This window comes from Acidobacteriota bacterium, assembly GCA_016184105.1.
Taxonomy (GTDB): domain Bacteria; phylum Acidobacteriota; class Vicinamibacteria; order Vicinamibacterales; family 2-12-FULL-66-21; genus JACPDI01.
Genome location: JACPDI010000047.1, coordinates 1 through 20,798, shown reverse-complemented (window position 1 = coordinate 20,798; position 20,798 = coordinate 1). Strand labels below are relative to the sequence as shown.

Below are 20,798 nucleotides of genomic sequence, written 5' to 3'. Positions count from 1 at the left end.
ACGAAGCTGAGGGCGCCGCACGGGTTCCCTGGCGTGCCGGTAGGCAGCAGGCAATCGCGCGGTTGAAGCTCTCACGAACGCCCGGACGAAAGGGGGGAACACACATGGCGAAGAAAGGCGGCGCGAAGAAAGGTGGCGCCAAGAAGAAGGGTGGCAAGAAGCGGTAAGCTTCTGCCCTAGCCACTAGGGAAAGGGGGCCGAAAGCAGCCCCCTTTTTTTATTGCGGACGTTCTTCTTCCCTCTTACCTTTTCCCTTTTTCCCTGTTACCTTGCACGCGTCAAGGTCACCCCGTCCCACACCCGCGCCCGCTCGATCACGTCCCACTGCTGCAGCCGATCGACCACCTCCATGCCTTTGACCACGCGGCCGAAAATCGTGTAGCGCGCGTCGAGGTGCGGCTGTGGCGAGTGCGTGATGAAGAACTGGCTCCCCCCCGTGTCGCGCCAGTCGAGCGCCATGCCGACCGCGCCGCGCACGTACGGCAGTTGGTTGATCTCGTCGCGGATCGTGAAGTTCGGTCCCCCCTCGCCGTCACCGCGCGGGTCCCCCACCTGGACGACGAAATTCGGAACGACACGGTGGAAGGGGATGTTCGTCAGGAACCCCTTGCGCGCGAGCGCCATGATGGTGTGCGCCGTCAGCGGCGCCTCGCCGACGGCGAGTTCGATTTCAATCAGGCCCTTGGTGGTCTCGAGGTAGAGATGCGGCGAGAAGCGGGGCGCGACCACCTCGGGCGCGTCGTACGCGACCAGGGGCTGTCCCGGGGCAGGCCGGATCGTGGTCGCAGCGGTGCGCGCCGCCTCGGGGTCAATCTCCTCGAGGAGATCGAGCGCCCTGACGCGGACGGCCCATTCCCTGTCGCTGAGCGCGGCGCTGAGCGTCTCGTTCGCCGCCGCGCCGTACCTGGCCAGCGCCGTGAGCGCCGCCGCGCGCGCCAGATACGTGGCGTCGCCTGACCACATCCGGTAGGCATCGGCGAAGAGCTGCGGGCCATCGGCCGGCTTGAGCTCGCCCAGCTCCCGTGCCGCCGTCATGCGGATCACGACGTCGGAATCGGTCAGGTGTTTCCGCAGGATCGCTTCCACGTCCGGGGCTCTGACGCGCACCAGGCCGGAGAGGACCGGCGGGATCACGCGCCGGTCGGCGTCTGCGAGCATCGCCTCGAGCCGTGGGACCGCGACGTCGGGGGACAGCGTCGAGAGCGCGCCGGCCAGCGCGGCGCGCACGCTCCAGTGCGGATCCGGGTCGAGGCCGGAGAGCGCGAACAGGAACTGATCGGGATCGATCTGCGCCAGCGCGCGAAGCGCCTGTCCGCGCATGGCGGGCCACGGGTCGGCCACCCGATCCATCAGCGCATCGGCGGCCTGCGGCGCGAGATTCGCCAGCGGCGCGGCTGGCGAGGCCAGCGACACCAGCGCCGCGACAGCTTCCAGCCGGACGTTGGGATCGAGTTGTGGCGCGGTCACCAGGGCGAGCACGGCGGACAGCGCGCGATCGCCGCCGACCTGCGCCAGCGCCCGCACGGCGGACACGGCAACGAGCGGGTCGAGCCGCGCCGGATCGGCGAGCCCGGCCAGCGCCGCGACCGCCGCCGGGGCCTTCGCGGCGCCCAGGCCTCGCGCGGCAAACGCGCGCGTGTAGCGCCCCTCGCCGGAGGCGAGCGCGGTCAGCGCGGGCACCGCGCGCGCGTCTTCAATGCGCGCCAGCGCGAACGCCACCGGCCACCACCTGGTGACCGGCTGCCCGTCGGGTCCAATCACCGCGGATGCCAGCGGCTCGTACGCCTTGAGCCGGACCAGGGCGTACACCCCGAGGCGGAACGCCTCGAGCGGCGCGTCAGCGGGCCATTCCTCGGTGTCTGCTGGCACCGCGCCGACATTCCCCTGGGCCGCCGCCTCCCGCACCATCGCCGCGATCGGCGCGGCCGCCGCGCGGCTGCCGATCAGGCCGAGCGCTTCGGCCGCGCGGCCGCGCACGATCATCGACGTGTCCGAGAGCAGCGCCTGCAGCGGTGCCGCCGCCGGCGCCTCGCCGATCAGGCCGAGCGCGAACGCCGCCATCTGCCGAACGTCGGGATCCGGGTCTTTGAGGAGCGGCAGGAGCGGCGGCACCCCCTCCGCAACGCCGACGCGTCCCACGGCGAGCGCGGCGCGGCGCCGCACCTTCGCGTCAGGATCGGCCAGCAGCGGTACGAGGTCGGGGACGTGCGGGGGCGGCACGTTCCGCGCCTTGCGCCCGGTCGCCACCGGGGCCGGCGGCGGGTCCGCGCGGAGGATTCGCTGGTCCTCGAGACGGACGATGTCCGCCAGTTTCTGCTCGAAGGTGAACACGGGCGCCTTCGACGCGGGCGCGGACGCGCACGCGCCACCGAACAGCACCAGCGCGGGCGCGAGAACCCACCGGGGCATCGACATCGATTTCGTTTTCTCCACGACCTTTTTCATTGTACGTGCTCGATCGCTACGGCAAGCTCAACTGCCGCAGCGTCGCCGCCTGGACGCGCTCGCGATCGATCGCCACGCCAATGCCGGGCGCCGCCGGCACCGCGATCGTGCCGTCCGGCGCGACGTCGATCGCCGGCTCGATGAGGTCGGGCACGAAGTACCGGCGGCTCGCGGCGATGTCGCCGGGCAGCGAAAAGTTCGGGAGCGACGCCAGGTGCACGTTGTGTGCGCGGCCGATGCCGCTCTCGAGCATGCCGCCGTGCCACACGGGCACGCCGCGCGCCGCGCAGGCGTCGTGCAGGCGGACGGACTCGGCGTGCCCCCCCACGCGCCCGGGCTTCACGTTGATGATCCGGCACGCGCCCAGCTCGATCGCCTCGGCGGCGGCCTTCGCGTCGTGGATCGATTCGTCCAGGCACACAGGCGTTTTCAGCCGCTCCTGCAGCCGCGCGTGGTCCAGCACGTCGTCGTACCCGAGCGGCTGCTCGATCATCATCAGATCGAACTCGTCCAGGCGGCGCAGGTGATCGGCATCCGACAGCCGGTACGCCGCGTTCGCGTCGGCCATCAGCGGCACCGCGCCAAACCGCTCGCGAACCGCGCGCACCGCCTCCACGTCCCATCCGGGCTTCACCTTGATCTTGATGCGCCGGTACCCGGCGGCCATTTCCGTTTCCACTTTCGAGACCAACTGGGCCAGCGTGTCCTGGATGCCAATGGACACGCCCGACTCGATCCGCGCGCGAGTGCCGCCGAGCACGCGCGACAGCGTCAGCCCCTCCTGGCGGGCGAACAGATCCCAGGCCGCCATCTCCACGGCCGCCTTCGCCATGTTGTGTCCGCGAATGAGGGCAAGCGCGGGCAGGATCTCGCGCGGGTGCCCGAACGGCACGCCGATCACGCGGGGCGCGACAAACGCCGAAATCACGTGCCACGCCGTTTCGGTCGTCTCGGAACTGTAGAAGGGGCCGGCCTCAGCGACGCACTCGCCCCACCCTTCAGCGCCGTCGCCGAACGCCGTGACGAGCACGAATTCCCTGTCGTAGCTGCGACCGAACGAGGTCTCGAAAAAGTGCACCAGCGGCAGCCGCAGCAGCCGCAATTCCAGCCGGTCAATCCTCACGCGCGTAATGCTATCGCAAGTGCGATTTCGATATACTGCGCCCACAACACCTTGGAGTTCCGCTACTTGGCCATCGAAGGCCCCATCGGAGTCGGCAAGTCCGCGCTCGCCGAGCGCCTCGGCGCGCGCCTTGACGCGACGGTCGTCCTCGACGAGGTCGACAATCCCTTCCTCGCCGACTTCTACGCCGGGCGCGCGGGGGCGGCGTTCCAGTCACAACTCTTCTACACGCTCGCGCGGCACCGGCAGCAGACCGAGCTGCGCCAGGCGGACCTGTTCGCCCAGTCCACGGTGTCGGATTATCTGTTCGAGCGCGACCGCATCTACGCGTACTTGAACCTGGACGACAACGAGCTGTTCATCTACCAGCGGCTGTTCGACCTGCTCGCCGGTGACGTTGCCGCCCCGGATCTCGTCGTCTACCTGCAGGCGCCGACCGATGTGATGCGGCGGCGGCTGCGCGACCGCGCGAAGCGCGATCCGGATTTCGCCGTGCCGGACGACGAATACCTCAAGGAATTGAACGAGGCGTACAACCACTTCTTCTTCCATTACTCCGCCACTCCGCTGCTCGTCGTCGAAACGTCGCAGTTCGATCTCACGTGGGGAGACGCGGCGCTCGACGACCTCGTGCGCCAGCTGAAGGACATGGGCAAGGGCACCCGCTATTACGTGCCGCGCGCCTAGTGTTAAGCTCACCTGTTATGGCGTGGTTCAAGAAGGTCCGCAAGCCGATCGAGCCCCCCTCGGACAAACCGAGCCGGGTGCCCGAAGGCCTGATGGTGAAGTGCCCGTCGTGCAGCACCATCATCTACAACAAGGACCTCGCGGCAAACCTGAACGTCTGCCCGAAATGCGCGCACCATTTCAGGCTGAGTGCCGCCGAGCGGCTCCGGTCCCTCTTCGACGACACGTGGGAAGAGCATGACGCCGGCCTGGTGTCGACCGATCCCCTGGAGTTCACGGACACCAAGCCGTACAAGCAGCGGCTCAAGTCCAGCATCAAGGCGACGGGGTTGAAGGATGCGGTGATCGTCGCCAGCGGCCGGATCGACGGGATCCGCACGATCGTCGCCGCGATGGAGTACTCGTTCATCGGCGGCAGCATGGGCGCGGTCGTGGGAGAAAAGATCACGCGCGCGATCGAGCGGGCCCTCGACCAGCGAATCCCCCTGGTCATCGTCTCGTGCTCGGGCGGCGCGCGGATGATGGAAGGCATCCTCTCGCTGATGCAGCTCGCGCGGATCAGCGCGGCGCTCGCGAAGCTCGATCGCGCCGGGCTCCCCTACATCGCCGTCCTGACCGATCCGACGACCGGCGGCGTGACGGCAAGCTTCGCGATGCTGGGAGACATCAACATCGCCGAGCCGAGGGCGCTCATCGGGTTTGCCGGACCGCGCGTGATCGAGCAGACGATCCGGCAGAAGCTGCCCGAAGGTTTTCAGCGCAGCGAGTTCCTCCTCGAGAAGGGGTTCATGGACGCCATCGTGGATCGGCGCGAGATGAAGGCGACGATCGCGCGCGCGCTCCGCTTCATGCTCGCAGACGACTCTCCCGCGCTGCAAGAGGGGCCGGCGCTCGCCGACGCCGCTGTGCCGGTCGGTCCTGAGCCGGTCGAGGACGTGTCGCAGCCCTGACAGCAGGGTCCCGCCCCGTTGTCGCCGTGACCGCGCTCCAATCCGTTTTCGCCCTCGAACAGTTCGGCATCAAGCTCGGGCTCGACAACATCCGCGCGCTCTGCCAGGCGCTCGGCGGCCCGCAGCGCGCCTTCGCGACGGTGATCGTCGCGGGCACGAACGGCAAGGGCTCGGTGACGGCCATGGTGGATCGCGCACTCATCGCCGCCGGTCACCGCTCGGGGCGCTACACGTCGCCGCACCTCGTCCGCGTGGAGGAACGATTCGCGATCGACGGCGTCGAGATCGAGACGCCCGCGCTGGAGCGGGCCGCGGCACGGACCCTGGGCGCGATCGACGACCTCCTCGCGCGCGGTGTTCTCCACGCGCCCCCCACGTTCTTCGAAGCGACGACGGCCATCGCCTTCGACGTGTTTCGCGAGGCCGGCGTGGAGATCGCGGTGCTCGAGGTCGGCCTCGGCGGCCGGCTGGACGCGACCAACGTCGCCGGCGCGCTCGCCGTGGCCATCACCTCGATCGACCGCGACCACGAGCAGCAGCTCGGAAGCTCGCTCGAGCAGATCGCGCTCGAGAAGGCAGGCGTCATCAAGGCGGGCCGTCCCGTGGTCGTCGGCGCCATGACGGACGGGCCGCGGGGGGCGATCGCGCGCGTGGCGGCCGAGCGCGGCGCGCCGCTGCTCGAGGCGACCCCCGCGGGCGGCTGCCGCGCCTCCTGCCATCCGGAGGACGGCACGGTTGCGCTGGCGACGCCGCTCCGCGAGTATCCGCGGCTCACGCTCGGGCTGCCCGGCATGCACCAGGTCGCCAACGCCCTCGTCGCGGTACGGCTCCTCGAGGCGATCGACGCGGCGGGAATCCCTGTTGGCGCCGAGGCCATCGTGAGCGGCCTGCGGGACGTGCGCTGGCCGGGGCGGCTGGAGTGGATCCGCGTGGAAGGCGGCGAGCTGCTGCTCGATGCGGCGCACAATCCCGCCGGCGCGCGAAGCCTCGCGGCGCATCTGTCCGCATCCGCCCCGCTGCCCCTGGTCTTCGGTGTGATGAAAGACAAGGACGTCGGCGGAATGCTCGGCGCGCTGGCGCCGGTCGTCTCGCGCGTCATCGCGACCGAGGCGCGGACGCCACGCGCGCTGGCCGCCAATGAGGTTGCGCGCCGCGCGCGGCAGGCGTTTCCGGCGCTCGACGTCGTCTGCCTCGCCGATCCGGTCGAGGCCTGCCGCGCCGCGCTGGCCGACGCCCGGCGCGCCGTGGTCGCCGGCTCGATCTTCCTCATCGGCGAGGTGCGCGGCCGGCTGGCAAATGATATTGTTCGGTAAATCATCGGAATGAAACGTGTTGTCCTGATCCGGATCTGCGCGTGCCTCCTTGTCCTCTGGGCCGCGCGCTCGGCATCGGCGCAGACGCTCGAGGGCTGCGGCGAGAAGTGGGAGCAGACCAGCCTCGAGTTCGTGCAGGTCACGAAGGACCACATCAAGCGGACCGGCGCGGTCGAGGTGACCTGTGCCGACATGAAGTTCTTCGCCGACGAGATGGAGCTGTTCCTGGACGCGCACCGGCTCGTCGCGCGCGGCAACGTCGTCTTCACGCAAGGGGGCAGCCGGATCGGTGCGGACCGGATGGAGTTCGACACCGAGAGCCGCACGGGCGTCTTCTACAACGCGTCGGGGACGGTCTCCCTCGGCGAGCGGGCGGACCGGAGCATGTTCGGCACGCAGGAGCCCGATGCGTACTTCTACGGCGAGACGCTCGAAAAGATTGGCGCCAAGCGCTACCGGGTCACCAGGGGAGGGTTCACCACCTGCGTGCAGCCCACGCCGCGCTGGGAGATGGCGAGCCGCAGCGTCACGATCAACCTGGATGACTACGCGCTGCTGGTGAACACCGTCCTGAAGGTGAAGGGCGTGCCGGTCTTCTACCTTCCCGCGCTGTATTACCCGATGCAGGAAGACGACCGCGCGACCGGGTTTCTGCTTCCGGTGTACGGCGTCTCGACCGTGCAGGGGCAGAAGATCAGCAACGCGTTCTTCTGGGCCATCGGGCGCAGCCACGACGCGACGGTCTTCCACGACTGGTTCTCGAAAACCGGTCAGGGGATTGGCGGCGAGTACCGGTACCTGCTCGCCGGGGGCAACGGCAATCTCCAGTCGTACTGGCTTGACGAGCACGAGGCGGACATCGCGCAGCCGGACGGCTCGTCCTTCCATCGCAACCCGCGGCGCAGCTACCGGGTCGACGGCGGGTTCAACCAGGCGGTCGCGCGGAACGTCCGCGCCCGTGGGAGCGCCAATTACTTCAGCGACGTCACGGTGCAGCAGCTGTACAACCAGGACGTCTTCCGCTCGTCGAACCGCCAGCGCCGCATCGGCGGCAACGTGAGCGCCTCGTACGGCGGGTATCTCCTGACCGGCACGCTGCAGCGTGACGAGGTCTTCTTCAACGAGACGTCCTCCAGCGTGAACGGGTCGCTTCCCCGCATCGGCGTATCCCGCTCCGAGAAACCGATTGGATCCCTGCCGGTCTACTTCCAGGTGACCGGGGAGTACGGCGCGCTTGCGCGCGAGGACCGCACCGCCGAGCGGATTGTGGATCGCGGCGTGAACCGGCTCGACCTCATGCCGGCCGTTCGCTTTCCGTTCACGCGGTGGCCCTTTCTGACGATGAACTCGTCGGCCTCGTGGCGTACCACGTGGTGGAGCCGCAGCAAGGACGCGGCGACCGGCGCGCCGCTGGACGAAGGCATCTCGCGCCGGTATTTCGATCTGCAGGCCGCGTTCACCGGGCCCACGTTCAATCGCGTGTTCAACACGCCCGGGAGTGCGTACGCGGAGAAGTACAAGCACATCATCGAACCGAACCTCACCGTGCAGCGCATCACGGCGGTCGACGAATTCGATCGGGTCCTGCAGAACGACGGCACCGATACGGTGGTGGGCAGCGTGACGCGCGTGGTGTACGGCCTGACCAACCGGCTGTACGCCAAGCGCCCGGGCGGCCCCGGCGCGCCGGCGCGCGAGATCGCGCGGCTCTCGCTGTCGCAGACCTTCTACACCGACGCGAACGCGGCGGCGTTCGATCGGTACTTCCAGAGCAGTTTCAGCGGGTTCAGGCCGTCGCGGCTCTCGCCGGTCGCGGTCAATCTCGGCGTCTCGATGACCGACGACACGCAGGGGGAGCTGCGGGCCGAGTACGACACCTCGTTCAACGCCGTCCGCACGGTGAGCGCGAGCGGCACGCACCACCAGGGGCGCTGGCTCGATCTGACCGCGAGCTGGAGCCTGCGGCGGTTCATCGAGGGGCTGCCCGGGTTCGACGATCCGAACCGCAAGGACCACTATCTCAACGCCGCGACCAACCTGCGCACGCCGCGCAACCGCGTGGGCGGCGCCTACAGCTTCAACTGGGACATCGGGCGCGGGTCGTTCCTGCAGCAGCGCGTGACCGGCTATTACAACGCGCAGTGCTGCGGCGTGGCGGCGGAGTTCCAGACCTACAACTACGGCAACCTGCGGACGCTCGCCGGCGTCGCGCAGGACAGGCGGTTCAGCATCTCGGTGACGCTCGCCGGCATCGGCACGTTTTCGCCCCCCTTCGGCGGCCTGAACGGCACGCAGGAAGGACGCCGATGAGAGGCCTCATCCTGAGCGGCGGCAAGGGCACGCGGCTCCGGCCGCTGACCTACACGAGTGCGAAACAGCTGGTCCCGGTCGCCAACAAGCCGGTGCTCTTCTACGGCATCGAGGCGCTCGTCGCCGCCGGCATCCGGGAGATCGGCATCGTCGTCGGCGAAACGCAGGCGGAGATCCGCGCGGCGGTCGGCGACGGGTCGCGCTGGGGGGCGCGCGTGACCTACATCGAGCAGGACGCGCCGCGGGGACTCGCCCACGCGGTCCTCATCAGCGAGCCGTTTCTCTCTGGCAAGCCGTTCGTGATGTATCTCGGCGATAATCTGCTGAACAAGGGGATCACGCCGTTCGTCGAGGAGTTCGTCGCGGCGCGCCCGGCCGCGCAGATCCTGCTCGCGCGCGTGCCCGACCCGCACCGCTTCGGCGTGGCGCAGCTGGTCGACGGCCGCGTCGTCCGCCTGGTGGAGAAGCCGAAGGAGCCGATCAGCGATTACGCGCTGGTCGGCGTGTACATGTTCGGCGCCGAGGTGTTCGAGTCGGTCAAGCGCATCAAGCCGAGCCAGCGCGACGAGCTGGAGATCACCGACGCGATCCAGGACCTGATTGACCGCGGCCTCGAGGTGAGGCCGCACGTCGTGGACGGTTGGTGGAAGGACACCGGGAAGCTCGACGACATGCTCGAAGCCAACCGGCTGATCCTCGACACGATCGCCCGGCGGATCGACGGGACCGTGGACGACGAGTCGCGGATCGAGGGCAAGGTGATCGTGGAGCCGGGCGCCGTCATCGAGCGATCGGTGATCCGAGGCCCGGTGATCGTGGGCGCCGGATCGCGCATCGTGCACGCGTACATCGGCCCGTTCACGTCGATCATGAACGACGTGGAGATCCGGGACTCGGAAGTCGAGCACAGCATCATCCTCGAAGGCAGCGTGATCAGCGACCTCGCGAGCCGCATCGAGGACAGCCTGATTGGGAAGAACGTCCGCATCTATCGGCTGCCCGTGAAGCCGTCCGCGTACCGCTTCATGCTCGGGGACAGCTCGGAGATCGGCATCCGCTGGTAGGACAGGAGCGCCATGACGCAGCCGACCACCTACGTCGCCAGGACGTCCACGCGGATCGACGGCGTGAAGACGAAGGACCTCCGCCTGATTCCCGACGAGCGGGGCTGGCTCCTCGAAATCCTTCGCAGCGACGACGAGGTGTTCCACAAGTTCGGGCAGGTGTACGTGTCGGCGACCTACCCGGGCGTGGTCAAGGCGTGGCATTACCACGAGAAGCAGGTGGACAACTTCGCGTGCGTCGCCGGCATGGTCAAGCTCGTGCTGGTGGATACCCGCGAGGGCTCGCCGACCCATGGCGTCGTGAACGAGTTCTACCTCGGCACGCAGCACGCGCTGCTCGTGCAGATTCCCGCGCGCGTGTACCACGGGTGGAAGTGCGTCAGCGTCGAGCCCTCGCTCGTCCTCAATATCCCGAGCGAGCCGTATCAGCACGACGCCCCGGACGAGTACCGCCTGGATCCGCACGGAACGCTTCCCTACGACTGGTCACGGAAAGATGGTTAGCGTCCTCGTCACGGGCGGCGCCGGCTTCATCGGCAGCAACTTCGTCCGCCACGCGCTCGCGGCTCACCCGGACTGGCACGTCACCACGCTCGACAAGCTGACGTATGCGGGCCGCGTCGAAAACCTGAAGGAGGTCTTCGAGCATCCGCGGCACACGTTCGTGCACGGCGACATCATCGACGCCGCGGTGGCGGCGCCCCTGGTGGACCAGTCCGAGATCGTCGTCCACTTCGCGGCCGAGACGCACGTGGACCGCTCGATCATGAGCGCCGGCGAGTTCATCACCACCGACGTGTTCGGGACCTTCGTGCTCCTCGAGGCGGCGCGGACCGCACCGCGGCTCCGTCGGTTCGTGCAGATCTCGACCGACGAGGTCTACGGGAGCGTGGCGCACGGGGCGAGCCGCGAGACCGACGAGCTGAAGCCTCGCAATCCGTACGCGGCGAGCAAGGCCGGCGCCGACCGCCTCGCGTACAGCTTCTGGGCCACGTACGGCGTGCCGGTCCTGATCGTGCGCGCGTCGAACAATTACGGGCCGTTCCAGTTCCCGGAGAAGATCATCCCGCTGTTCATCACCAACGCGGTCGACAGCCTGCCGCTGCCGCTCTACGGCGACGGGCTCAACGTCCGTGACTGGCTGCACGTCAGCGATCATTGCCGCGCGATCGATGTCGTGCTCGAGAAGGGACAGGGGGGCGAGGTCTACAACGTGGGTGGCGGCAACGAGGTCAGGAACATCGACCTGACGCGTCGCATCCTGGAGCTGACGTCGCGCCCGGACTCCCTCGTCAGGCCGGTCGCCGACCGGCCTGGCCACGATCGGCGGTACGCCCTCGACAGTGCGAAGCTGCGCGCGCTCGGCTGGCATCCCCAGATTCGATTCGACGACGGCTTGCGCGGCACCGTGGAGTGGTACCGGCAGAACGAGTGGTGGTGGCGCCCCGTCAAGGAACGCGACGAGCGGTACCGCGCGTTTTACGAAGCGCAGTACGGCCGCCGCGTGACCTCCTGATCGCCATCGTGGATCGTCCCGTCATCGTGACCGGCGCCGCGGGCTTTGCCGGCAGCCATCTGCTCGATCGGCTCGTGCAGCGGATGCCGGCCGGGCAGCCGCTCGTCGCCTGGCGCCGCCCCGGCGGCACCGCGCCGCGCGTCGTGTCGCCGCGCGTGGCATGGCAGGCGGTTGACGCGCTCGACGCCGACGCGGTCGACGCGGCGATCGCCGCGGCCGCGCCCGCCACGATGTACCACTTCGCCGGCTCGCCGCACGTCGCCAGCTCGTGGTCCGACACGCTCGTTCCGTTGCAGTCGAACGTCCTGGCGACCCACTACGTGCTGCTGTCCCTCGAGCGGCATGCGCCGGATGCCCGGCTGCTCGTGCCCTCGTCGGCGCTGGTGTACAGGCCTCACGGCCAGGCGTTGCGCGAAGATGCTCCCGTGGCGCCTCGCACCCCCTACGGCATCAGCAAGCTCGCCCAGGAAATGCTCGCGCGGCGCGCGGAATCCGACCGCCGGATCCAGGCGCTGATCGCGCGCCCGTTCAATCACATCGGACCGCGCCAGGAAGCGTCGTTTGTCGCATCCGCATTCGCCCGGCAGATCGCCGACGCCGAAGCGGGGCTCGTGGAGCCGGTGATCCGCGTCGGGAACCTCGACGCGCGTCGCGACCTCACCGACGTGCGCGACACCGTGCGGGCCTACGAGCTGATTGCCGAGCGTGGCGTGCCCGGCCGCGTCTACAACGTCTGCTCGGGGCAGGCGTACCGGATCGGCGACCTGCTCGAACGCCTCGTCTCGCTCGCGCGCGTGCGCGTGGAGGTCCGGCCCGACCCCGGCCGGCTGCGTCCCTCCGACACGCCGGTGCTGCTCGGCGATCCGTCGCGCATCGCCGCCGAACTGGGCTGGCGCGCCGAGATCCCGATCCAGGAGACGCTGGCCGATCTGCTCTCGCACTGGCGCATGCAGGTCGCCGCAGGCAGGTCACCCGCGTGAGCCGCGTCTCCGAGGATCTGCGCCAGGTCGTTCACGTCACGATGGGAGCGTGGGCGATCGTGCTGCGCTGGGCGACGTGGCCGCAGGCGGCCGCGCTGGCCGCGACCGCGCTGCTGTTCAACTGGCTGGTGCTGCCGCGCATCGGCGGCCGTTCGATGTACCGGCACGTCGATCGGGCGCGCGGATATCCGATCGGCATCCTCCTCTACCCGTTCGTGGTGCTCGTCCTCGTCCTGATCTTCCGGCAGCGGCTCGACATCGTCGCGGGCGCGTGGGGCATCCTCGCGGCCGGTGACGGCTTCGCAACGCTCGTCGGGCGTCGCGCGCCGGTGGCGCGCCTTCCGTGGAACGCGGAAAAGTCCGTCGGCGGGACGATCGCGTTCGTGGTGTCCGGCACCCTGGCCGGCGCCGCGCTGGGGTGGTTTGTCGCGGGCGGAATCGGCGCGGCGCAGGGACTGGCCTACTGGCTGCTCGTGGCGTTCGCTGCCGCGCTGGCCTCGGGACTCGTCGAAACGATCCCCGTGCGGCTCGATGACAACATCTCGGTGGCCGCTGCCGCCGCGTTCGTGATCGTATGCGCCGACATCAGCAGCGCGGCATCGTGGTCGCTTCACGCGGCAGACACGTGGCCGCGCATCGCGATTGGCCTCGCGCTCAACGCCGCCGTCGCCCTGGCGGGATGGATGGCGGGCACCGTGTCGCGATCCGGCGTCGTCGCGGGGATCGCGATCGGCACGATTGTGTTCGCGGCGGCCGGTACCGGCGCGTGGATCCTGCTGTTGCTGTCGTTTGGCGCCGCCGCGGTGACCTCGAGGATTGGCTACAAGCGGAAGCTGCAGCTCGGGATTGCCGAGGAGCGCGGCGGGCGGCGCGGCGCGGCGAACGCCGTCGCCAACACCGGCCTCGCCGCCATTGCGGCAGTCCTCGCCGTGATCTCTCCTTATCGCGCCGAAGCACTGCTGGCAACCGCCGTGGCGCTCATCGCCGGCAGCAGCGACACGGTGGCGAGCGAAATCGGCAAAGCGTTCGGCCGCCGCACGCTCCTCGTCGTCGGCTTCCGGCCGGTACCGCCGGGCACCTCCGGGGCGTTGTCCCTCGAGGGAACCGCGGCGGGCGTCGCCGCCGCCGCCTTGCTCGGCCTCGTCGCGGTGCGCGTCGGGCTGGTGCCCCAGGCCATGCTGCTGATCGTCGTCATCGCCGCAACGGCCGCATCGCTCATCGAGAGCGCGCTCGGGGCGACGCTGGAAGCGCCGCGGGTGCTCAACAACGATCTGCTGAACTTCGTGAACACCGCGGCCGCTGCCGCCATCGCGCTGCTGCTCGCGTCACGACTCTGATGGGACTCGGATGAATCGCTGGCGCACCTACTTCGAATTCGGACGTCCCTTCACGCTCGTCGCGCCGGCGCTCGGCGTCGTCTCCGGCGCCGTGACGGCCGCCGGCGCCGCGCCACGCGAACCGTGGGCCCTCACGCTTCTGACCTACCCGCTGCTCGGCGCGTCGATGGCGGCCGTGCTCAACGCGGGAAACAACGCACTCAACCAGATCTATGACCTGGAGATCGACCGCGTCAACAAGCCAAGACGCCCGCTGCCGAGCGGCCGACTGGCGCTCCGCGAGGCATGGGGGTTCACAATCCTCTGCTACGTGGTCGCGTTGATCCTGGCGTGGTTCGTCGCGCCTGGCGGACGTCACGAGTGCTTCTGGATCGTGCTCGCCGCCGTGGTCTGCACCCACATGTATTCGGTGCCGCCGCTGCGCACCAAACGCCTCGGCATTTGGGCCAACGTGACGATCGCGATCCCTCGCGGGCTGCTGCTGAAGGTCGCGGGCTGGTCGACCGTCAAGACCGTCGTCGGCGTCGAGCCGTGGTACATCGGGTCAATCTTCGGGCTGTTTCTGCTGGGCGCGTCGACGACGAAGGACTTTGCCGATATGGATGGGGACCGGCGCGGCGGCTGCCGCACGCTGCCGATCGTCTACGGCGTGTCGCGCGCCGCGTGGATGATCTCCCCGTCGTTCGTGGTGCCCTTCCTGATGATCAACATCGGCGCGTCGACCCACATCCTCACGGGACATTTCTGGATGCTGCAGACGCTTGGCGCCCTCATGACGGCGTACGGGATTTACGTGTGCTACCTCATGCTGCGGCGGCCGGAGGACCTCGCGGTGGAAGAGAACCACGTCTCCTGGGCGCACATGTATCGAATGATGTTCGTCGCCCAGACCGGCTTCGCCGCCGCCTATCTGTTCTGAAGCGCAACAGTCGAGGAAGTGTGACAGTCACACTTACGTTCCGGGCGATCTCAGGACCCGGCGTCTGTACCTACGCCACGGCGGCGGCCCCCTTCACCAGCCGCATCCCCGCGGACTCGATGACGACCTGGCCCTTGTCGCAGGTCACGCGGAACTCGACCCCGCCCTGCCAGAACTGGCTGATCGGCAGCTTCACGTTCAGCTCGATGACCCGCTTCAGGAAACGGGCGCCGTACGGGAGGCTGTACCCGTCGCGCACGAGTTGATTGATCGCCTCGGGGTCGATCGTCAGCAGCTTGCCGGACTTCTCCAGCGTCGCCGCGATCTTGGCCAGCTCCTGCTCGGCAATGATCCGCACGTCGTCGTGGGTCAGCGGTGTGAACAGCACAACTTCATCGATGCGGTTCCGGAACTCGGGCGCGAAGCAGCGCTCCAGATCCTTCATGACCTCGCCCCGCACCTGGTCGATCCCGGTCTGCCCCGAGCAGAACCCAAGCGGGTTGGTCAGCTTGCGGAAGTGCTCCGTCCCGGCGTTCGACGTCATGATGACGATCGCGTCCGAGAGATACACGCGCTTGCCGCGACCGTCGGTCACCCAGCCCTCGTCGAACGCCTGCAGGAACAGGTTCAGCATGTTCGGGCTGGCCTTCTCGATCTCGTCGAGCAGCACCACGCTGTACGGGTTGTCCTTCAGCTGATTGGTCAGGACGCCCCCTCGCTCCGATCCCACGATGCCGCGCGGCATGCCGATCATCTTGTCCACGCCGACCGCGCCGTCCTGGTACTCGGACATGTCCACGCGGATCATCTTCTTGTCGTCGCCGAAGAGGAACTCCGCCACCGACTTGGCGAGCTCCGTCTTCCCGACGCCCGTCGGCCCGAGGAACAGCAACACGCCATCCGGCCGGTCGAACCCGTCCTTCAGGGGCCCCTTGTTCAGCACGAGGCGCCGCGCAACCGACCCTATCGCCTGCCGCTGCCCGACGACACGCCGGGAGAGGCTCGACTCGATGTCCTTGAACCGATCCGTCACGTCGCGGAACACCATGTCCTTGGGAATCCGCGCGACGTTGGAGATGACGTCCGCGACGTCGTCGCCGCGCACTTCGTAGCGCTTGTCGATCTCCGCGCGGACCGACGCGGTGTCGAGCCAGCCGATGACCTTGTCGGGCAGCTGGAGATGGCGCATGTACCGGTACGACATCTCGAGCGCCATCTCGACGGCCTCGTCGAGGATGCGCACCGAGTAGTTCCGCTCGAGCCGCGGGCGCAGGTTGTACAGGATCGTCCGCGTCTGCTCGATCGACGGCTCCGCGATGTACACCGTGCGGAATCGCCGCGCGAGCGCCTCGTCTTCCTGGATGAACTCCTTGTACTCGCCCATCGTCGTGGCGCCGATGATGCGGACCTCGCCGCGGGCCAGCACGGACTTGAAGACGTTCGCGGCGTCGGACGGCGCGCCAAGCGCGGAGCCCGCGCCGATCATCGTGTGCACTTCGTCGATGAACAGGATGAGGTTGGGGCGCTCCTTGATCTCGCGGATCACGTTCTGGATGCGATCCTCGAACATGCCGCGGAGCATCGTGCCGGCCACCATCGTGTTCATCTGCAGATTCACGATCTGGCAGTCGCGCAGCCGCACGGGGATGCTTTCGGGCTCGAACTCGATCCGTCTCGCGAGCCCCTCGACGATGGCGGTCTTGCCGACGCCGGGCTCTCCGATCAGGAGCACGGAGTTCGACCGTTCGCGGTGGCAGAGGATCTCGAGCGCCTGCTGCATCTCCGCCTCGCGGCCGAACACAGGCGGCAGCTTGTCCTGCCACGCAAGCTGGTTGAGGTTCGTCGCGAAATGCTTGAGGAACGGCGGCAGCTCGAAGCGCTTCTTCAGACGCTCCTCGCGGACCTCCTGGTCGCGCATGCGGGTCGTCAGGCGCGAAACGAGCACCTCCGGCTCGATCCCCTGGCGTCGCAGGATCGACACCGGCACGCCCTGCGTCTCCTCGAAGATCGCGGAAAACAGATCCACCGCTTCGATCGCGTGGCGGCCGCAGCGGCTCGCGTGGAGCAGCGCGAGCTTGAACAGAAGCTTGGTGGCCGGGGCCACGCGCAACTCCCGACCGGAGGCCGGCAGCATCCGCAGGTGCTCTTCGAGCGCCTGGAGGAACTGGTGGGGGTTGAGATCGTTGTCGCGCATGACCTGCCCGAAGAAGTCCCACTCGACCTGCGCGAAGGCCAGGCACACGTGTTCGTTGGTCAGCAGCGCGTGCTCGCGGCGGCGAGCTTCCTCGACGGCCCGGTCCACGACGCGCTCGGCCGATTCGGCCAACCTGTTCTGCGGGATGTCGAGATCCTCAACCACGTTCGGCCCTCCGTGCAGTACTCAGGAACGGCGAAACGCAAAATGCGCGCCCGCGCGATGGTGCAAAGCTGGGCTGTGGAAGTGATTGAAAAGGAAAGGCGGGACAGTTCGACGTTCCCCGCGGGTCGAGGAAAGGAGTGCTGCCCCGCTTACGGCGCGGAAACGGCTTACCTACCTGATCGTGCCGAGGAGCGCCGCGATGCGCTGCTCGGTGGGCGGGTGCGTGCTGAACAGCGACATCAGCCCGCCGCCCGAAAACGGCTTGACGATGAACATGTGGGCGGTCGCGGGGTTGGCGTCCAGCGGCACGCGCCGGGCCGCCGCTTCGATCTTGCGAAGCGCGTCGGCGAGTCCGTAGGGATTGCCCGCGATCGCCGCGCCCCCCGCGTCGGCCGCGAACTCGCGCGACCGCGAGATCGCCGCCTGGATCAGCATCGCGGCGAGAGGCGCGAGGATGACCATCGCGATCATCGCGATCGGGTTCCCTCCTTCGCGCTCGTCACGGCCGCCCATGCCGAACCACATGGACATGCGGACGAACATCATGAGGGCGGCCGCGATGGTCGCGGCCACCGAGCTGATCAGGATGTCGCGGTGCTTCACGTGCGCAAGCTCGTGCGCCATGACGCCTTCGAGTTCGTGCTCCGACAGCACGCGCAGGATCCCCTCGGTCGCGGCAACCGACGCGTGCGACGGGTTCCGCCCGGTGGCAAACGCGTTGGGGGACGCATCCGGAATCACGTACACCTTCGGCATCGGCAGGCTGGCACGCTGCACGAGGCGCGCGACGACCCGGTGCAGCGGGTGCTCCGGACCAACCTGTTTCGCCCCGTACATGCGAAGCACGATCTTGTCGGAGAACCAGTACGACACGAGGTTCATCAACGCCGCGAAGATGAAGGCCGTGACCAGCCCCTGCGAGCCGCCCAGCATTTCGCCCACGACCAGCACGAGCGCGCTGAGCAGGCCGAGCAGGAACGCCGTCTTCAATCCATTCATGGCCCTATCTTACCAGCCTTTGCGATGCGGCTCACGAGCCCGGCGACGAGCGCGGCCCGCCACGCCAGGCTCGAGATCAGGACGTGCTCGTGCACGGCGTGCGCGCCATCGCCGTCCGGACCGAGCCCGTCCAGCGTGGGCACGCCGAGCGCCGCGGTGAAGCTGCCATCGGATCCACCGCCCGTGCCCCCCTCCCGCAACTCACGGCCGAGATCGCGCGAGACGTCCCTCGCCATCTCGTACAGACGCACAACGGCCGCCGTGCGTTCCAGCGGCGGCCGCTCGAAACCCCCTGCGAGCGTCAGGGTTGTGCGCGGATCCTGGACGGACAGCGATCGAAACGCGTCTTCCACGCGGCGGGCGTCCTCCATGCGCGGGGCGCGCACGTCGACGGTGGCGCGCGCCTGTTCGGCAATCACGTTCGGGCGGGTGCCGCCGCTGATGATTCCCACGTTGACCGAGACACCGCGCGAGAGATCCTGCAGCGCTTCGACGCGCGCGATCTGGCGCGCCAGCTCATGGATGGCGCTCGCCCCCTTTCCGGGATCGATCCCGGCGTGGGCCGACACGCCGCCAATCGCCAGCTCGAACTGTCCGACGGCCTGGCGGCTCGTCTTCACCGCGCCTCCAGGCAGGGCGGGCTCGAGCACCAGCACCGCGTCGCTCCGGCGTGCCTCCTCTTCGATCAGCTCCCGGGATGCCGCGCTGCCGATCTCCTCGTCGGTCGTGCACAGGATGACGCGCCGCATGCCATCGGCTTCCTTCGCGCGATCGATCGCGCGCATCGCCGTCATCGCGACCACAAGGCCGGCTTTCATGTCGAGCGTGCCGGGACCGTGGAGCCGATCCCCCGTGCGCCGGACGGGCATGCGTTCGAGCTGCCCCACCGGCCAGACCGTGTCGAGATGGCCAAGCAGCAGCACCTGGCGCGTGCCGCGGCCGAACGCCGCGCGAATCGGATCCCCGGAGGCGGCGCGCCCGATGCGCTGGACGCGGCCGCCGATGGACGTCAGCCGCTCGGCCAGGATCTCACCGCAGCGATCGACCGCCGACTTGTCGGTGCTGGGCGATTCGGCGCGCACGAGCCGCTCGATCTCATCGAGCATCCACCCCAGTTGCGATTCGCAAAAGGCCTGCATCCCGGACACTCGTCTTATAATGAGGTGGCGATGGTCACCGCGGCAATCCTCGTCGTGCTCGGTCTTGCGCAGCAGCAGCCGGTGCCGCAGCCGTTCCCGCGCCCCGGTTCGCCGCAGCGTCCGGCGCCGCCGGTCACCGGGCCGGCGCCGCAGCAGCCGGCCACCGCGCCGGCACCGGGCGCGCCGCAGCCGGCCACCGCAAAGGGGGCCGGCACTCCCACGGACGAGGCGCTCGGCGGCCTGCCAGTCTATCCCGCTGCCACGTATCTCACCTCGACCGACGCGGGGCAGGGGCAGCGTTACTACCTCTACGGAACGAACGCCACCTTCGTGGAGATCGTGGCCTACTACAAGACGTACCTGAAACAGCGCGGCAACGAGGTCTTTGACAACGACCCGCCGACGCACGTCTTCGAAGTGGGCCGCTTCCGCGAGGAGACGATGGCGTATCCGCCCGGAATCACGGTGAAGGACTACACCTGGAACGGCGCGGAAGGGTATCTCTACGTGCGGCCCGGCCAGGCGCCCCAGCGATACCGCACGATTATCCAGATCGTTCCGGCGCCGGCGACTGCCCGATAGCGCACCGCAGGCACTCGCGCGTTCCGCGGTGCTCCCTACGTTCTCACGTAGATTTCGCCCGCCTTCCGGAACTCGACCGCTTTCTCCTTCATTCCGGCGTCGCGGATCTGCTGCGTCAGCTCCATCGCGCAGAACTTCGGGCCGCACATCGAGCAGAAGTGCGCCAGCTTCGCGCCTTCGGCCGGCATCGTCTCGTCGTGGTACGCGCGCGCGGTCACCGGGTCGAGCGCGAGATTGAACTGGTCCTGCCAGCGGAACTCGAAGCGCGCGCGCGACAGCGCGTCGTCCCATTCGCGTGCGCGCGGGTGCCCTTTCGCCAGGTCCGCGGCGTGCGCCGCGATCTTATAGGCGATGACGCCCGCTTTCACGTCGTCACGGTTGGGCAGGCCGAGGTGCTCCTTCGGCGTCACGTAGCAGAGCATGGCGGTGCCGTACCAGCCGATCATCGCCGCGCCGATGGCGGACGTGATGTGGTCGTATCCCGGCGCAATGTCGGTGGTGAGCGGGCCGAGCGTGTAGAACGGCGCCTCGTCGCACCACTCGAGCTGCTTGTCCATGTTCTCCTTGATGAGGTGCATGGGGATGTGCCCCGGGCCCTCGTTCATGACCTGGATGTCGTGCTCCCATGCGATTCGCGTCAGCTCCCCCTGCGTCCGCAGTTCGGCAAACTGCGCCTCATCGTTCGCGTCTGCGATCGAGCCCGGGCGAAGACCGTCGCCCAGCGAGAACGCGACGTCGTAGCGCGCCATGATCTCGCACAGCTCGCGGAAGTGCGTGTAGAGGAAGTTTTCCTTGTGGTGGGCGAGGCACCACTTTGCCAGGATCGAGCCGCCGCGCGACACGATGCCGGTGACGCGCGCCGCGGTGAGCGGGATGTACCGCAGCAGGACGCCCGCATGCACCGTGAAGTAATCGACCCCCTGCTCGCACTGCTCGACGATCGTGTCGCGATAGATCTCCCACGTGAGTTCTTCCGGGCGGCCACCGACCTTCTCGAGCGCCTGGTAGATGGGCACGGTGCCGATCGGCACCGGCGAGTTCCGGATGATCCACTCGCGGGTCTCGTGAATGTCCT

The 20,798-nt window shown here is 68.5% G+C and carries 17 protein-coding genes; 11 read left to right on the top strand and 6 right to left on the bottom strand.

Annotation, left to right across the window (positions count from 1 at the left end; translation table 11 throughout):
• Window positions 1-264 precede the first annotated feature (264 nt).
• Window positions 265-2,409, bottom strand: a complete 2,145-nt coding sequence (locus HYU53_16210) for a HEAT repeat domain-containing protein (protein ID MBI2222737.1) — start codon at window positions 2,407-2,409, stop codon at window positions 265-267.
• A gap of 52 nt (window positions 2,410-2,461) precedes the next feature.
• Window positions 2,462-3,568, bottom strand: coding sequence for an o-succinylbenzoate synthase (gene menC / locus HYU53_16205; GenBank protein ID MBI2222736.1), 1,107 nt, complete (start codon window positions 3,566-3,568; stop codon window positions 2,462-2,464).
• Between the two features lie 51 nt (window positions 3,569-3,619).
• Between menC and HYU53_16200 the strand changes: the two genes are divergently transcribed.
• Genes HYU53_16200 through HYU53_16155 form a run of 10 tightly spaced genes read left to right on the top strand, consistent with a single transcriptional unit; the run spans window position 3,620 to window position 14,644 of the window.
• Window positions 3,620-4,255, top strand: coding sequence for a deoxynucleoside kinase (locus tag HYU53_16200; GenBank protein MBI2222735.1), 636 nt, complete (start codon window positions 3,620-3,622; stop codon window positions 4,253-4,255).
• A gap of 17 nt (window positions 4,256-4,272) precedes the next feature.
• Window positions 4,273-5,205, top strand: a complete 933-nt coding sequence (locus tag HYU53_16195; GenBank protein MBI2222734.1) for an acetyl-CoA carboxylase carboxyltransferase subunit beta — start codon at window positions 4,273-4,275, stop codon at window positions 5,203-5,205.
• A gap of 26 nt (window positions 5,206-5,231) precedes the next feature.
• On the top strand, window positions 5,232-6,518 hold the full coding sequence (locus HYU53_16190) for a bifunctional folylpolyglutamate synthase/dihydrofolate synthase (protein MBI2222733.1): 1,287 nt from the start codon (window positions 5,232-5,234) through the stop codon (window positions 6,516-6,518).
• A gap of 9 nt (window positions 6,519-6,527) precedes the next feature.
• Window positions 6,528-8,828: a hypothetical protein gene (locus HYU53_16185; protein MBI2222732.1), complete on the top strand. Its 2,301-nt coding sequence runs from the start codon at window positions 6,528-6,530 to the stop codon at window positions 8,826-8,828.
• Complete coding sequence (locus tag HYU53_16180; GenBank protein MBI2222731.1) at window positions 8,825-9,892, top strand: glucose-1-phosphate thymidylyltransferase; 1,068 nt, start codon at window positions 8,825-8,827, stop codon at window positions 9,890-9,892. Before HYU53_16185 ends, HYU53_16180 begins: the two co-directional genes overlap by 4 nt.
• Window positions 9,893-9,904: 12 nt before the next feature.
• Window positions 9,905-10,396 (top strand): dTDP-4-dehydrorhamnose 3,5-epimerase family protein, encoded by a 492-nt coding sequence (locus HYU53_16175; GenBank protein ID MBI2222730.1) that lies wholly within the window; start codon window positions 9,905-9,907, stop codon window positions 10,394-10,396.
• Entirely contained in the window at window positions 10,389-11,408 is a 1,020-nt protein-coding gene (gene rfbB, locus HYU53_16170; protein MBI2222729.1) for a dTDP-glucose 4,6-dehydratase, read from the top strand. The genes HYU53_16175 and rfbB overlap by 8 nt, the downstream gene beginning before the upstream one ends.
• 8 nt (window positions 11,409-11,416) lie before the next feature.
• Window positions 11,417-12,388 carry a GDP-mannose 4,6-dehydratase gene (locus tag HYU53_16165; GenBank protein ID MBI2222728.1) on the top strand — a complete coding sequence of 324 codons (972 nt, stop codon included), beginning with the start codon at window positions 11,417-11,419 and terminating at the stop codon, window positions 12,386-12,388.
• Window positions 12,385-13,725: a DUF92 domain-containing protein gene (locus tag HYU53_16160; GenBank protein MBI2222727.1), complete on the top strand. Its 1,341-nt coding sequence runs from the start codon at window positions 12,385-12,387 to the stop codon at window positions 13,723-13,725. Before HYU53_16165 ends, HYU53_16160 begins: the two co-directional genes overlap by 4 nt.
• Before the next feature lie 10 nt (window positions 13,726-13,735).
• The gene (locus HYU53_16155; GenBank protein MBI2222726.1) at window positions 13,736-14,644 is read left to right on the top strand and encodes a UbiA family prenyltransferase; all 909 of its coding nucleotides are present in this window, start codon (window positions 13,736-13,738) and stop codon (window positions 14,642-14,644) included.
• 70 nt (window positions 14,645-14,714) lie between these two features.
• Here HYU53_16155 and HYU53_16150 read toward each other — a convergent pair whose 3' ends face one another.
• The 3 genes from HYU53_16150 to HYU53_16140 all read right to left on the bottom strand — a co-directional run bounded on the left by HYU53_16150 (window position 14,715) and on the right by HYU53_16140 (window position 19,108).
• The gene (locus HYU53_16150; protein MBI2222725.1) at window positions 14,715-17,003 is read right to left on the bottom strand and encodes an ATP-dependent Clp protease ATP-binding subunit; all 2,289 of its coding nucleotides are present in this window, start codon (window positions 17,001-17,003) and stop codon (window positions 14,715-14,717) included.
• 171 nt (window positions 17,004-17,174) lie between these two features.
• Window positions 17,175-18,002, bottom strand: coding sequence for a zinc metalloprotease HtpX (gene htpX, locus HYU53_16145; GenBank protein MBI2222724.1), 828 nt, complete (start codon window positions 18,000-18,002; stop codon window positions 17,175-17,177).
• Window positions 17,999-19,108 carry a M20 family metallopeptidase gene (locus HYU53_16140; protein ID MBI2222723.1) on the bottom strand — a complete coding sequence of 370 codons (1,110 nt, stop codon included), beginning with the start codon at window positions 19,106-19,108 and terminating at the stop codon, window positions 17,999-18,001. The genes htpX and HYU53_16140 overlap by 4 nt, the downstream gene beginning before the upstream one ends.
• A gap of 63 nt (window positions 19,109-19,171) precedes the next feature.
• Between HYU53_16140 and HYU53_16135 the strand changes: the two genes are divergently transcribed.
• Window positions 19,172-19,723: a hypothetical protein gene (locus HYU53_16135; protein ID MBI2222722.1), complete on the top strand. Its 552-nt coding sequence runs from the start codon at window positions 19,172-19,174 to the stop codon at window positions 19,721-19,723.
• Between the two features lie 35 nt (window positions 19,724-19,758).
• On the opposite strand, the gene thiC is transcribed toward HYU53_16135, so the two are convergent.
• Window positions 19,759-20,798, bottom strand: a 1,040-nt coding sequence (gene thiC / locus HYU53_16130; GenBank protein ID MBI2222721.1) for a phosphomethylpyrimidine synthase ThiC, incomplete at its 5' end; no start/stop codon positions are given.